Origin of the sequence: Streptomyces sp. NPDC007856 (assembly GCF_042868225.1) — a bacterium.
In the GTDB taxonomy this organism is placed as follows: domain Bacteria; phylum Actinomycetota; class Actinomycetes; order Streptomycetales; family Streptomycetaceae; genus Streptomyces.
This window is the reverse complement of record NZ_JBIAEC010000001.1, coordinates 540398-553343: the sequence shown is the minus strand read 5'-3', so window position 1 is coordinate 553343 and position 12946 is coordinate 540398. Positions and strand designations below refer to the sequence as shown.

Genomic DNA, 12946 nt, shown 5'->3' with positions numbered 1-12946 from the left:
CGCCGTGCCCCGCCCAAGGAAACCGCAATACGCATATGCCCGAGCGTACGCCCTACCTTCACGCAGCGAACACGCCTTTTCACAAAGAGGTATGCAACCAGCCAGTACGCGGGGGGCGCACGAAAGCGAACGCGCCGTCGTGAGCGCCCCTGTCCCGAGTCGGGGGCATATCCGTGTGACCCCTGGTCACCTGGCAAAACGGCCGAATTGCGGCGCCGGGCCACCCCCGCCCGAAGGTCACACACCCGGCCTTCCAGCGACGAAGGCCGCCAGGGGTGTGCGCTACCTCACCCAGGGGGCGCACACCGGGCCGGGCGCGGCGGAGCAAATCGGCCGATCACCGCGTCCCTGCGACCGCACCGACCGTCCCGCGCCCCCAAACCCCCTCACCGGACAGGCAAGTGATAGGCCGCCCGATACCGGTCCGCCGGGATCACCACGTCGGCCGTCTCCACCGCCCGACCGGAGGCGTAGTACGTGCGGTGGATGACCAGGACCACATGACCGGGGACTCCGCCGAGCACATGGAGTTCCTCGGCGAGGCCGGGGCGCGCGCCGACCTCCTCGGTGACGTTGTCCACGATGACGTCGATGGCGCGCATGCGCTCGACCACGCCCATGCCGCCGAGCGGCCCCTCCTCGGGCAGCATCACCGGGGTGCGGCCGGTGACGGCGAGCGGCTCCCAGGAGGTGGAGAGCATCATCGGCTCACCGGCCTCCCGGAACAGGTACTTGGTGCGCATGACCCGGTCGCCGGCCTGGAGGCCCAGCCGCTCGGCGATGGCGACCCCGGCCTCGGTCTGTTCGCTGCTGGACTCCCAGGTGCCGCGCACCGAGGCGTCGGCCTGCTCCTGCCGGAAGGGCGTGGCGCCGCCGGACGGGCGGTATCCGGAGCGGGCCACGCGGCGCGGCACCGGGCGCTCGCGGACATACGTCCCGGAGCCGGAGCGGCCCTCGACCAGGCCCTCGGCCATCAGCACCTTGCGGGCCTCCAGCGCGACGGTGTCCGAGACGCCGTACTCCTCACGGATGCGGGCCTGGGAGGGCAGGCGGGTGTGGGGCGGCAGTGAACCGTCGACGATCTTCTTGCGGAGATCACCCGCGACACGCAGGTACGCCGGCTGCTCACCGAAAGTCACTGGCCGCTCCCATCAGATTGTACAGACAGCAACAGCGTGGCAACGGTGGGTTGCGCCATGCAAGCAAAGGCCAGAGAATCACCCGATGTGATGACAGGGGATGTCGGAGGGCTTTACCCAGGCACTTTCTCCCTATAAATGCGCTCCCACGGCTGCGCTCACACCTGGATGCCGGTGTCGGCTCGGTCGTCTTCCGGGCAGGTACCGTGCTCCTGGGGCGGTCGACGGCAGCGCGGGACCGGTGAACGGCCGGTGGCCGGGCCGACGTACGACTGGGCGCAAGGCCAGTGGGGCACGAACGGGGGCGGAATGAGGGTGGACACCCAGACCCGGAGCCGGGTGGGCGGCGAGCTCGTCCGGGCGGTGAACGGGCTCACCACGCGGTGGGCGGCGACGGCGCAGGACGGCACGGTCGTGTCGGCGGCCGGGGTCTGGCCGCTGCTGGCCTTCCTGGCCGACGGCGCGACGGGCCCGGCGCGGGCCGAGCTGAGCGAGGCCCTCGGCCTGCCGGCGGATCAGGCGGCCGGTGCCGCACGGGAGTTGCTGGCGGCACTGCGGTCGGTGTCCGGGCTGGACGCGGCGCTCGGTCTGTGGACACATCAGGCGCTCACCCTGCGGGAGGAGTGGCGGGCCGGGCTGCCGGCCGGGACGTACGGGGTGTTCGGGGACGACCTCGTCACCGCACAGGAGCGGCTGGACGCCTGGGCGGCCGAGCGGACCGGCGGGCTGGTGGAGCGCATGCCGGTGACGCTGACCCGGGAAGCGCGGATGGTGCTGGCCAGTGCCCTGTCCCTGCGCACGACCTGGCGGCAGCCGTTCACCGAGCTGCCGTTGCGGCCCGCCTCCGGCCCCTGGCAGGGGCGCACGCTGCGCGGGCTGTACCGCCGCAGCGTCCGTCCGGACCGGGTGGGGGTGACGGGCACCCCGGACGGCTTCGTCACGGCGCTGACGGTGCCCGGTGACAACGGCGTCGATGTCCATCTGGTGCTCGGCGAGGAGCACATGACCTCCGGTCAGGTACTGGCGGCCGGGGTCGGGATCGTGGCGCGGGCGCTGCCGCTGACCACGGGCGGCTCGCTGCCGCACGGGCATGTGGGGCCGGGCCTGCACGTGGAGCAGCAGCCGGCCGTCGAGCCGGAGCCGCTGACGCTGGATGTGCGGACGGTGGCCTACGAGGTGCGCGCCGATCACGATCTGCTCGCCCTGGCCGGGCTGTTCGGCCTGACGGCGGCCGGCGATGCCCGCCACGCCCATTTCCCCGGCATCAGCGACTACCCGCTCGCCATCGGCGAGGCCCGCCAGTCGGCGCTGGCGCAGTTCGGCGCACTGGGGTTCCGGGCGGCAGCCGTGACGGCGGTGATGGCGGCGCCGGGCAGCGCCCCGCCGCAGTACCGCTACGAGACCACGGTCGTCCGGGCCGTCTTCGACCGCCCCTTCGGCTTCCTCGCCGTCGACCGCGAGTCCCGGCTGGTGCTGGTGGCGGGGTGGGTGACGGATCCGGCGCCGGAGCCCGTCATGAGCTTCCCGGGCGCTGTTCCTCCAGGACTCTGACACAACGGGCGAGCAGCCCGGTCAGGGCCTCGCGCTCGGCGTCGGTGAACTCCGCGGCGAGGGCGCGTTCGACGCGTACGGCGGCCGTGTCGGCCTCGGCCATGACGGCCCGGCCTGCGTCCGTGAGACGGGTCTCCAGGACGTTCCTGTGCCACTCGTGCGGGCTGCGGGTGATCAGATCGCGGTCCTGGAGGTTCTTCAGGACCGTGTTCATGGTCGGCGGGGTGACCCCGCACAGCCGGGCCAGGGCCGCGGCGGAGATGCCGGGGTTGTCTGAGAGGTGGAGCAGCGCGGCGTACTGGGCGACGGTCAGGCCCGCGGGCTTGAGGACCGCGGCCTTCGTGGTGTTGAGGGCCTGCTCGGTCCGCTTGAGGTGGGAGCCGAGGCGCTCGGACGCGGGCATGGAGGTCACACGGCCCAGATTAATGCGTGAGCGAGGATTCACACCCTGGCGGTGATTAATGCACTGGCGAGGATTAGAACTCTAATGTAGCTTCGTGCTCGTCCTGGAGAGAGCAGCCGAACCGAGAGGCACTGCCGTGTCCCGTTCGATCCACCGCCGTACCTTCCTGACCGGTGCCGCAGCCACCGCAGTCGCCCTCGCCGCACCCCGGGCGACCGCGGCCACCGGCCATCCCCGCATCTCCACCGCCTTCACCCTCCCCGACGACCGGGCCTACCCCGAGGGCATCGCCCTCGACCCGCGCACGGGCGACGCGTACGTCGGCTCCTTCACGACCGGCGCGATCTACCGGGCCGCCGCCGGCAGCCGCGCCGCCGACGTCTTCCTGCCGGCCGGCGCGGACGGCCGTACGACGGCCAACGGGCTGAAGGCCGACCGGGCGGGCCGCCTGTGGGTCATCGACCACAGCACCGGAATCGACGTCTACGACCTGCGCGACCGCTCCCTGCTGGCCGGCTTCGAGGTACCGGAGGGTGATCAGCGCTTCATCAACGACCTCGTCGTCACCGCGGACGGCACGGCGTACGCCACCGACAGCGTGCGTCCGGTGATCTACCGGGTCACCCCCGCCGAGGTGGCACGTGGCGGCCGCGCGCCGCTGGTCGCGCACTTCGACCTGAGCGGGGCCGTGCCCCCGCACTCGCCGGACGCCTACACCCTCAACGGCATCGTCGCCGACGCCACCGGACGCCTGCTGTTCGTGGTCGACATGACCGGCGGTGGCCTGTACCGGGTCGACGTGACCGACGGGTCGGTGCGTCAAGTCTCCCTGCACGGCGGTGACCTGGTGAACGGCGACGGCCTGGAGCTGTTCCACCGCACCCTGTGGGCGGCCCACAACAGGACGGACACCCTGACCCGCTGGCACCTCTCTCCCGACGGCACCGAGGCCCACCTGACCCGCACCCTGACCACCCCCGCCCTCCAGATCCCCACCACCCTGGCCCGCACCCCTGGCGCCCTCCTCGTCGTCCGCTCCCAGTTCGACAAGGGCGGCCCGATGGGACCGGGAACACCGACCACGCCGTTCACGGTGGCGCGGGTCACGGGGATGTGAGGGGCGAGAATCACACGTTGAAGCGGAACGTCCACCACAACGCTCCCACCTGCGGAAACGGGCTTCTGAGAGATCCAAGTCAGCACAGAATCAGCACCGGCGACAGGTCTGGGACTCCGGGACGGGAGGAAGGGCAGTCCCCCGGTGACGATCTCGTGGCCCGCGCCTCGTCGGATCGCTACGGTTGAGCCATGACCGCACTGCCCGACTGGATGCGCCCGCCGCGCGAGGAAGGCTGGTTCGCGGAGGACCTGGACCGCCTTCCCGAGGCACCCCGCCACACCGAGCTGATCGACGGAGCGCTTGTCTTCATGATGTCGCCGCAGAGGTGGTGGCACGGCCATCTCGTCACCATGCTCACCGTCGCTCTCATGGAGCAGGCGCCCGGCGATGTCAGGGTCGGTCGCGAGATGACCATAAAACTCGACGAGCGAAACCGGCCCGAGCCGGATCTGCTGTTGACGACGGCCGACTACGACGGAGACCGCACCTGGTTCGCGCCGGACGAGGTGCGACTCGTCATCGAGGTCGTCTCACCCGAGTCCGCGCACCGGGACCGCACGGTCAAACTGCGCAAGTACGCGGAAGCCGGCATCCCCCACTACTGGTGCATCGAGGACGAAGACGGCGCCCCTGTCGTCCACGTCTACGAACTCGACGAACCGACTGGCGTCTACGCGCCCGCCGGCATCTTCCGAGGCACTCTGAAGCGCCCTGTGCCTTTCGAGATCAGCCTGGATCTCGAAAGCCTCACGCCACCGACGAGCAACTAGGAGTCAGCACCAAGTCAGCACGGGAACGCAGAAGGGGCTGAGCTCGCCAGAGCTCAGCCCCTTCTGATCTGCACGCTTGACGAACCGCCTAGCGCATGGTGACGAGTTGGTTACACATTGAACCGGAACTCCACCACGTCGCCGTCCTGCATGACATACTCCTTGCCCTCCATGCGGGCCTTGCCCTTGGCGCGGGCCTCGGCGACCGAGCCGGTCTCGACCAGGTCGTCGAAGGAGATGACCTCGGCCTTGATGAAGCCCTTCTGGAAGTCGGTGTGGATCACACCGGCCGCCTCGGGGGCCGTGGCGCCCTTCTTGATGGTCCAGGCGCGGGACTCCTTGGGGCCGGCCGTGAGGTAGGTCTGCAGGCCGAGGGTGGCGAAGCCGACGCGGGCCAGGGTGGCCAGGCCGGGCTCGTGCTGGCCGACGGACTCCAGCAGCTCCAGCGCCTCCTCCTCGTCCAGCTCGGCGAGGTCCGCCTCCAGCTTGGCGTTGAGGAAGATCGCCTCGGCGGGGGCGACCAAGGCCCGCTGCTCGTTCTTGAAGTCCTCGTCGATCAGTTCGTCCTCGTCGACGTTGAAGACGTACAGGAACGGCTTGGTGGTGAGCAGGTGCAGGTCGTGGAGGAGTTCGTTGCGCTCGCTGCCCTGGACGATGCCGTGCGCGAAGAGCGTGTCGCCCTTCTCCAGGATCTCCTTCGCCTCCTCGACCGCCTTGACCTTCGGGGCCACGTCCTTCTTGATGCGGGACTCCTTCTGGAGGCGCGGAAGGACCTTCTCGATGGTCTGGAGGTCGGCGAGGATCAGCTCGGTGTTGATCGTCTCGATGTCGTCCTTCGGCGAGACCTTGCCGTCGACGTGCACGACGTTCTCGTCCTTGAAGGCGCGGATGACCTGGCAGATCGCGTCGGACTCACGGATGTTCGCGAGGAACTTGTTGCCCAGGCCCTCGCCCTCGGAGGCGCCGCGCACGATACCGGCGATGTCCACGAAGTCGACCGTGGCCGGAAGGATGCGCTCCGAGCCGAAGATCGACGCCAGCTTGGCCAGCCGGCCGTCGGGGACGCCGACCACGCCGACATTCGGCTCGATCGTGGCGAACGGGTAGTTGGCCGCCAGCACGTCGTTCTTGGTCAGGGCGTTGAACAGGGTCGACTTGCCGACATTCGGCAGGCCGACGATTCCGATCGTGAGCGACACGTTGCGACTTCCCGTAGATGAGTGGGCCAGAGGCTGCCAGGGGCCAGAGACCGACACTGGCCGATCCACCAGTCTACGGCGTCCGCGCCGGGCGGCTCGAGGGAGCTTCGAACGCCTGGCCAAGCTCTTTCCACCGGCGTGTCTGATGGGCTATTCGGCACATAAACAGACCTAAGTTGGTCGAGTGCAGCAACGCAGAACGCGACCTCCCAACGACGGACCGCGACGCGGCACGCCGCAGCAGCCCGCGCACCTGCCCCCGCAGGCGCGGCGCGGGGCCGGCAGCGAGCGCAGCCCGGGCCAGGGCCGGGGCCCAGGCCCGGGGCAGGGGACGCGGCTGCCGGGGCCCCGGCTCACCGGGCTCGGCGGCGGGCTGTTCTGCGTCCTCGTGATGTTCCTGCTCGGGTGCCTGGACGCGCTGCTGTTCGGTGGGTCCTTGAGGGTCTACGGCGTGCTGTTCCTGCCGGTGTGCGTCCTGACCTCGCTGTGGGTGCGGGCCGGGGACGTGCTGACCGCGCCGGTGGTCGTGCCGATCGCGTTCGCCGTGGGGATACTCCCGGTCGCCGATGGCGGCGGGGGGCTGCTCGGCAGCCTGATGGGCGTGTTCACCGGGCTCGCCACACAGGCCGGCTGGCTGTACGGCGGGACGCTGGTCGCCGGGGTGATCGTGCTCGTACGCCGGGTGCGGTGGGTACGACAGCGCCGACGGCGTGGCTGAGTCGAGGCGCGTGACCTGCTGACCCGGGTCAGCTGACCCGGCTGGGCGTGTGACCTGATGCCCTCGGCTGCGGCCGGGCGGGCGGGGTGCCGCTTGCCCGCGCCGGCGGGGTGCCCTGGTGCGACCGCCGCCACCCGGTGGCCGCCGCTCCAACCGCCCTGCCGCCCACCCCCTACGCGTTCTCCTGCGCCGCTCTCATCGCCGCCCCCACGATCCCCGCGTTGTTCTGCAGTTGCGCGGGGACGATCTCCGCCCTGATGCCCTCGATGAGGTGCAGGAACCTGTCGGCCTTGCGGCTGACCCCGCCGCCGATGATGAACAGCTCCGGCGAGAACAGCATCTCCACATGCGCCAGGTACTTCTGGACGCGGCGCGACCAGCGCTCCCAGGTCAGCTCGTGGTCCTCCTTGGCCTTGCTGGAGGCGCGCCGCTCGGCCTCGTGGCCGTCGAGCTCCAGGTGGCCCAGCTCCGTGTTCGGGACGAGGATGCCGTCCACGAAGACGGCGCTGCCGATGCCGGTGCCGAAGGTCAGCAGAATGACCGTGCCCCTGCGGTCGCGGCCGGCGCCGAACTGCATCTCGGCGACGCCCGCCGCGTCCGCGTCGTTGACCACCGTCACCGGCAGGCCGCCCAGCTTGCCGCTGAACAACGCGCGCGCGTCGGTGTCGATCCAGCTGCTGTCCACGTTCGCCGCCGTGCGCACCGTGGCGCCGCCGGTGACCACTCCGGGGAAGGTCAGGCCGACCGGGCCGGTCCAGCCGAAGTGGTCGATGACCTGCTTGACCCCGTCGGCCACGCCGTCCGGCGTCGCCGGGTGCGGGGTGAGCACCTTGCAGCGCTCCTGGGCGAGGTCGCCCCTGTCGAGGTCCACAGGGGCGCCCTTGATCCCGGATCCGCCGATGTCCACGCCGAAGATCTGCATGGCACCACGTTACGACGGAGGACTGACAGTCACTCCTCGGAAGTGCCGGTGCCGCCCCGCTCGGCGACCAGGGCCGCGGCCTCGTCGCGCAGATCGCGGCGGAGCTCCTTGGGGAGGGAGAACGTGATGGACTCCTCGGCGGCCTTGACGATCTCCACGTCGGCGTAACCGCGCTCGCCGAGCCATTCCAGGACCTGCTCGACCAGCACCTCGGGGACGGAGGCGCCGGAGGTGACGCCGACGGTCGTCACGCCCTCCAGCCAGGCCTCGTCGATCTCGTCGGCGAAGTCCACCAGGTAGGCCTCGCGGGCGCCGGCGAGCTTGGCGACCTCGACCAGCCGCTTGGAGTTGGAGGAGTTGCGCGAGCCGACGACGATGACCAGCTCGGCCTCGGCGCCCATCTGCTTCACGGCGAGCTGGCGGTTCTGCGTGGCGTAGCAGATGTCGTCGCTGGGCGGGGAGACCAGGCCCGGGAACTTCGTCTTCAGGGCGTCGACGGTCTCCATGGTCTCGTCCACGGACAGGGTGGTCTGGGACAGCCAGACGACCTTCGACGGGTCGCGGACCTCGACCTTGTCGACATCCGCGGGGCCGTCGACGAGCTGGATGTGGTCGGGGGCCTCGCCGGAGGTGCCGATGACCTCCTCGTGGCCCTCGTGACCGATCAGGAGGATGTCGTAGTCCTCATTGGCGTAGCGGACGGCTTCCTTGTGGACCTTGGTGACCAGGGGGCAGGTGGCGTCGATGGTGGCGAGGCGGCCCCGTTCGGCCTCCTCGTGCACGACCGGCGCGACGCCGTGCGCCGAGAACATGACGATGTTGCCGGGCGGCACCTCCTCCGTCCGCTCGACGAAGACGGCGCCCTTCTTCTCCAGGGTCTGCACGACGTACTTGTTGTGGACGATCTCGTGCCGGACGTAGATCGGGGCCCCGTACTGTTCCAGGGCCTTCTCGACGGCGATCACGGCGCGGTCCACACCGGCGCAGTAGCCCCGGGGGGCGGCGAGCAGGACACGGCGGCCAGACGAAGCGGTCATGCGTCCCATCGTAAGGGTGCGCTTGGCGGCGCCGGGATCGCGTGCCCGGTGCCGCCCCTCCCTGCGGCCACGGCGCGAATGCGGTGCGGCGGCTGCGACTCCACTGTCGGTACTCCCCGTTACCCTCAACCGCATGGCTGCGAAAACCACCCCCGAAGCCCCACTGCCCGTAGGTGAGGTCTCCCGGCTGATCGGGGGCTGGATCGATCGGCTCGGGGCGGTGTGGGTCGAGGGGCAGATCACGCAGTTGTCGCGGCGGCCCGGCGCCGGGGTCGTGTTCCTGACGCTGCGGGATCCCTCGTACGACATCTCCGTGAGCGTGACCTGCTACCGGCAGGTGTTCGACGCCGTCGCCGATGTCGTCGGGGAGGGCGCCCGGGTCGTCGTACTGGCGAAGCCGGAGTGGTACGCCCCGAGGGGGCAGCTGTCCCTGCGCGCCGCCGAGATGAGGCCCGTCGGCGTCGGTGAGCTGCTGGCCCGGCTGGAGCAGCTGAAGAAGGCGCTCGCGGCCGAGGGACTGTTCGCGCCGGAGCGGAAGAAGCCGCTGCCCTTTCTGCCGCAGCTGGTCGGCCTCGTCTGCGGTCGCGCCTCCGCCGCGGAGCGGGACGTGCTGGAGAACGCCCGCCACCGCTGGCCCGCCGTCCGCTTCGAGGTGCGCAACGTCCCGGTGCAGGGCGTGCACGCCGTCCCGCAGGTCGTACAGGCGGTGAAGGAGCTGGACGAGATCGAGGACGTGGACGTCATCATCGTCGCCCGTGGGGGTGGCAGCGTCGAGGATCTGCTGCCCTTCTCCGACGAGCAGCTCGTGCGGGCCGTGGCCGAGTGCCGTACGCCCGTCGTCTCCGCCATCGGGCACGAGCCGGACAACCCGCTGCTGGACCACGTCGCCGACCTGCGCGCCTCCACCCCCACCGACGCGGCCAAGAAGGTCGTGCCGGACGTGGGCGAGGAGTTCGAGCGGGTGCGGATGCTGCGGGACCGGGCCCGGCGCTGCGTGAACGCCTGTCTGGAGCGGGAGGAGCGCGGGCTGGCGCACGCGCTGGCCCGCCCCTCGATGGAGGATCCGCACCGGATGCTCGACGAGCGCGCCGACCACGTGGCCTCTCTCGTCGAGCGCAGCCGGCGGACCCTCGGGCATCTCCTCGACCGCGCGGACTCGGAGCTGACCCACACGCACGCGCGCGTGGTGGCCCTCTCCCCCGCAGCGACACTCAAGCGCGGCTACGCGGTGCTGCAGAAGACGGACGGTCACGTGGTGCGCGGTCCGGACGAGGTGACGGAAGGCGAGGCGCTCCGGGCCCGCGTCGCCGACGGCGAATTCACAGTGAAGGTGGGCGAATGACCGGCAAGGTGGACGAGGCGCTCTCGTACGAGCAGGCGCGGGACGAGCTGATCGAGGTCGTACGGCGCCTGGAGGCGGGCGGTACGACTCTGGAGGAGTCCCTGGCGCTGTGGGAGCGCGGCGAGGAGCTGGCCAAGGTGTGCCGGCGCTGGCTGGAGGGGGCGCGGGCCCGGCTGGACGCGGCGCTGGCCGAGGAGGAAGCGGAAGAGGAGGCGGACGCCGAGTAGGCGTCGGCCCATTGCGCTTGTGAAGCGGGTCACCACACCCCGACCATTGTTGAAGCTTGAACTTCATTGTCGTAGGGTCAGTGGCGTCAGCCGATCCGGACCGCGGTCCGGTACGTCGGATCAAGGCGCCACCTAGGAAGATCACGCATGTCTCTCGTTCTTGAGCCCGCCGCCCAGGACCTGCTGTTCCGCGAGGCCCGCACCGCGAACACCTTCACCGACGAGCCGGTCACCGACGAGCAGGTCCAGGCGATCTACGACCTGGTCAAGTACGGCCCCACCGCCTTCAACCAGAGCCCGCTGCGCATCACCCTGGTCCGCTCCGCCGAGGCCCGCGAGCGTCTGGTGCAGCACATGGCCGAGGGCAACCAGCCGAAGACGGCCACCGCCCCGCTCGTCGCGATCCTCTCCGCGGACAACGAGTTCCACGAGGAGCTGCCGACCCTCTTCCCGCACTTCCCGCAGGCCAAGGACGTCTTCTTCAGCGAGCGTCCGGCCCGTGAGGGCGCCGCCGGCCTGAACGCCGCCCTGCAGGCCGCCTACTTCATCATCGGCGTCCGTGCCGCGGGCCTCGCCGCCGGCCCGATGACCGGCCTCGACTTCGAGGGCGTCCGCAAGGAGTTCCTGGACGACGACCACACCCCGCTGATGGTGGTCAACATCGGCAAGCCGGGTCCGGACGCCTGGTTCCCGCGCTCCCCGCGCCTGGCGTACGAGGACGTCGTCACGACCGTCTGAGCCCCACGGACACACGAAGAGGCCCCCGGCATGCCGGGGGCCTCTTCGCATGACCCGTCACGCGCGGCTCACTGCATCTTCAGCGCCGCCGCCAGCTTCGTCAGCTCCTCGAAGGACGCCGTGCCGGCCACCACCGTGGTGGAGCCGGGCGTGCCGTTCAGGACGAGGGCGTCGTAGCGGCCGCCGGTGTAGTGGGTCCAGGTGCGGCCGCCGATCGTCTGGGTCTGCTTCGTCGCCGACGCGCCCTGGCTGGCCTGGTCGATGAACTCGGCCGGCTTCTGCGTGGACTGCTCGATCTGCACATACTGGCTGTCCGGGGTCTGGAAGCCCAGGTGCCAGCGGTCGCCGTTCTCGCCCTGGAAGCGAACGGAGGTCGCCTTCCAGGTACTGGGCAGGCCCTCGGGCGCGGCCACCGGGTAGCTCGCCGCGCGACGGGCGGTGAGCAGCTCGACCCGGTAATCGACCCGCTTCAGGTCGGGAGAGTGATCGTCGTGCGGGATGCCGAGGAAGTAGACGACCAACGCCGCGATGCCGATCAGGGCCAGGGAGAGAATCATGTCCCGGGCCGTCTTCTGCTTGCCGTTCGAACCTGCCACGCCCCCTATCGTCGCAGGTGCCCCCGGCGCTCATCCGTGGGGTCCTCTGCTCATTTTGTCTGCCTAACGATAGAGTCGGGGCCAACACCCTCATCCGGCCGTCGTCGTATCAGAAAGGTGCGCTCCGATGACCGAAAATCATCATCTGCCGTCCGAGCTCGATGTTCCCTCCGAGGCTCCCGATCGCAACCTCGCCCTGGAACTCGTCCGGGTGACCGAAGCCGCCGCCATGGCAGCGGGCCGTTGGGTGGGGCGCGGTGACAAGAACGGCGCCGACGGTGCCGCGGTGCGCGCCATGCGGACCCTCGTCTCCACCGTGTCGATGAACGGCGTCGTCGTTATCGGCGAGGGCGAGAAGGACGAGGCCCCGATGCTCTTCAACGGAGAGCACGTGGGCGACGGCACCGGTCCCGAGGTCGACATCGCGGTCGACCCGATCGACGGCACCACGCTGACGGCCAAGGGCATGCCGAACGCGATCGCCGTCCTCGCCGCGGCCGAGCGGGGCGCCATGTTCGACCCGTCCGCCGTGTTCTACATGGACAAGCTGGTCACCGGCCCGGAGGCGGCGGAGTTCGTCGACATCGACGCGCCCGTGGCCGTGAACATCAAGCGGATCGCCAAGGCCAAGAAGGCCACGCCCGAGGACGTCACGGTCGTCATCCTCGACCGGCCGCGGCACGAGGGTCTGATCAGGGAGGTCCGGGAGGCCGGCGCCCGCATCAAGCTGATCTCCGACGGCGATGTGGCGGGCTCGATCTACGCGCTCCGCGAGGGCACCGGCGTCGACCTGCTGCTCGGCATCGGCGGCACGCCCGAGGGCATCATCTCGGCCTGCGCCGTGAAGTGCCTGGGCGGCACCATCCAGGGCAAGCTCTGGCCCAAGGACGACGAGGAGCGGGCGCGGGCCATCGACGCCGGGCACGATCTGGACCGCGTCCTGACGACCGACGACCTGGTGTCCGGGGAGAACGTCTTCTTCGTCGCGACCGGGATCACCGACGGTGAGCTGCTGCGGGGTGTCCGGTACCGGTCGGAGACCGCGCTGACCGAGTCGATCGTGATGCGGTCGAAGTCCGGCACGGTTCGCCGGATCGACTCCGAGCATCGGCTCGCCAAGCTGCGGGCCTACAGCGCGATCGACTTCGATCGGGCCAAGTAGCACCTGAGCGGAGGGGGCGCAG

General features: G+C 70.4%; 14 protein-coding genes. 8 read left to right on the top strand and 6 right to left on the bottom strand.

Going from position 1 to position 12946, the window contains the following annotated elements:
• Positions 1 to 386 precede the first annotated feature (386 nt).
• A complete protein-coding gene (locus ACFYOH_RS02690) occupies positions 387 to 1139 on the bottom strand; it encodes a GntR family transcriptional regulator (protein WP_388620348.1) in 753 nt (250 codons plus the stop codon).
• 309 nt (positions 1140 to 1448) lie between these two features.
• Between ACFYOH_RS02690 and ACFYOH_RS02685 the strand changes: the two genes are divergently transcribed.
• Complete coding sequence (locus ACFYOH_RS02685) at positions 1449 to 2690, top strand: serpin family protein (protein ID WP_388620345.1); 1242 nt, start codon at positions 1449 to 1451, stop codon at positions 2688 to 2690.
• Here the strand turns inward: ACFYOH_RS02685 and ACFYOH_RS02680 are convergent.
• Positions 2653 to 3093, bottom strand: a complete 441-nt coding sequence (locus ACFYOH_RS02680; RefSeq protein ID WP_388621052.1) for a MarR family winged helix-turn-helix transcriptional regulator — start codon at positions 3091 to 3093, stop codon at positions 2653 to 2655. The two genes, ACFYOH_RS02685 and ACFYOH_RS02680, sit on opposite strands and share 38 nt — an antisense overlap.
• A gap of 136 nt (positions 3094 to 3229) precedes the next feature.
• On the opposite strand from ACFYOH_RS02680, the gene ACFYOH_RS02675 reads away from it, so the two are divergent.
• Positions 3230 to 4210, top strand: a complete 981-nt coding sequence (locus ACFYOH_RS02675; RefSeq protein ID WP_388620343.1) for an SMP-30/gluconolactonase/LRE family protein — start codon at positions 3230 to 3232, stop codon at positions 4208 to 4210.
• A 191-nt stretch (positions 4211 to 4401) separates the two neighbouring features.
• Positions 4402 to 4983, top strand: coding sequence for a Uma2 family endonuclease (locus ACFYOH_RS02670; protein WP_388620340.1), 582 nt, complete (start codon positions 4402 to 4404; stop codon positions 4981 to 4983).
• A gap of 110 nt (positions 4984 to 5093) precedes the next feature.
• Here ACFYOH_RS02670 and ychF read toward each other — a convergent pair whose 3' ends face one another.
• Positions 5094 to 6182: a redox-regulated ATPase YchF gene (gene ychF / locus ACFYOH_RS02665; protein ID WP_388620338.1), complete on the bottom strand. Its 1089-nt coding sequence runs from the start codon at positions 6180 to 6182 to the stop codon at positions 5094 to 5096.
• Between the two features lie 184 nt (positions 6183 to 6366).
• On the opposite strand from ychF, the gene ACFYOH_RS02660 reads away from it, so the two are divergent.
• Entirely contained in the window at positions 6367 to 6900 is a 534-nt protein-coding gene (locus ACFYOH_RS02660; protein ID WP_388620335.1) for a DUF6542 domain-containing protein, read from the top strand.
• 172 nt (positions 6901 to 7072) lie between these two features.
• Here ACFYOH_RS02660 and ppgK read toward each other — a convergent pair whose 3' ends face one another.
• Both ppgK and ACFYOH_RS02650 read right to left on the bottom strand, forming a co-directional pair.
• Complete coding sequence (ppgK, locus tag ACFYOH_RS02655; protein WP_388620332.1) at positions 7073 to 7822, bottom strand: polyphosphate--glucose phosphotransferase; 750 nt, start codon at positions 7820 to 7822, stop codon at positions 7073 to 7075.
• A gap of 29 nt (positions 7823 to 7851) precedes the next feature.
• A complete protein-coding gene (locus tag ACFYOH_RS02650; protein WP_388620329.1) occupies positions 7852 to 8868 on the bottom strand; it encodes a 4-hydroxy-3-methylbut-2-enyl diphosphate reductase in 1017 nt (338 codons plus the stop codon).
• 124 nt (positions 8869 to 8992) lie between these two features.
• Between ACFYOH_RS02650 and xseA the strand changes: the two genes are divergently transcribed.
• The 3 genes from xseA to ACFYOH_RS02635 all read left to right on the top strand — a co-directional run bounded on the left by xseA (position 8993) and on the right by ACFYOH_RS02635 (position 11166).
• Positions 8993 to 10201 carry an exodeoxyribonuclease VII large subunit gene (xseA, locus tag ACFYOH_RS02645; protein ID WP_388620326.1) on the top strand — a complete coding sequence of 403 codons (1209 nt, stop codon included), beginning with the start codon at positions 8993 to 8995 and terminating at the stop codon, positions 10199 to 10201.
• A complete protein-coding gene (locus ACFYOH_RS02640) occupies positions 10198 to 10428 on the top strand; it encodes an exodeoxyribonuclease VII small subunit (protein ID WP_055706901.1) in 231 nt (76 codons plus the stop codon). Before xseA ends, ACFYOH_RS02640 begins: the two co-directional genes overlap by 4 nt.
• 147 nt (positions 10429 to 10575) lie before the next feature.
• Complete coding sequence (locus ACFYOH_RS02635) at positions 10576 to 11166, top strand: malonic semialdehyde reductase (RefSeq protein ID WP_388620323.1); 591 nt, start codon at positions 10576 to 10578, stop codon at positions 11164 to 11166.
• Between the two features lie 68 nt (positions 11167 to 11234).
• Here ACFYOH_RS02635 and ACFYOH_RS02630 read toward each other — a convergent pair whose 3' ends face one another.
• Positions 11235 to 11762, bottom strand: a complete 528-nt coding sequence (locus ACFYOH_RS02630; protein ID WP_388620321.1) for a DUF4245 domain-containing protein — start codon at positions 11760 to 11762, stop codon at positions 11235 to 11237.
• A 127-nt stretch (positions 11763 to 11889) separates the two neighbouring features.
• Here ACFYOH_RS02630 and glpX point away from each other — a divergent pair, with 127 nt between their 5' ends.
• Positions 11890 to 12924 carry a class II fructose-bisphosphatase gene (gene glpX, locus ACFYOH_RS02625; protein ID WP_388620318.1) on the top strand — a complete coding sequence of 345 codons (1035 nt, stop codon included), beginning with the start codon at positions 11890 to 11892 and terminating at the stop codon, positions 12922 to 12924.
• The last annotated feature ends 22 nt before the right edge of the window (positions 12925 to 12946 follow it).

Excerpts from the sequence above, each read along its gene's own strand:
- ACFYOH_RS02685 (WP_388620345.1), top strand. The coding sequence starts at position 1,449 with ATGAGGGTGGACACCCAGACCCGGAGCCGGGTGGGCGGCGAGCTCGTC.
- ACFYOH_RS02680 (WP_388621052.1), bottom strand. The coding sequence starts at position 3,093 with ATGCCCGCGTCCGAGCGCCTCGGCTCCCACCTCAAGCGGACCGAGCAG.
- ACFYOH_RS02650 (WP_388620329.1), bottom strand. The coding sequence starts at position 8,868 with ATGGGACGCATGACCGCTTCGTCTGGCCGCCGTGTCCTGCTCGCCGCC.
- ppgK (WP_388620332.1), bottom strand. The coding sequence starts at position 7,822 with ATGCAGATCTTCGGCGTGGACATCGGCGGATCCGGGATCAAGGGCGCC.
- ACFYOH_RS02640 (WP_055706901.1), top strand. The coding sequence starts at position 10,198 with ATGACCGGCAAGGTGGACGAGGCGCTCTCGTACGAGCAGGCGCGGGAC.
- ACFYOH_RS02670 (WP_388620340.1), top strand. The coding sequence starts at position 4,402 with ATGACCGCACTGCCCGACTGGATGCGCCCGCCGCGCGAGGAAGGCTGG.
- glpX (WP_388620318.1), top strand. The coding sequence starts at position 11,890 with ATGACCGAAAATCATCATCTGCCGTCCGAGCTCGATGTTCCCTCCGAG.
- xseA (WP_388620326.1), top strand. The coding sequence starts at position 8,993 with ATGGCTGCGAAAACCACCCCCGAAGCCCCACTGCCCGTAGGTGAGGTC.
- ACFYOH_RS02635 (WP_388620323.1), top strand. The coding sequence starts at position 10,576 with ATGTCTCTCGTTCTTGAGCCCGCCGCCCAGGACCTGCTGTTCCGCGAG.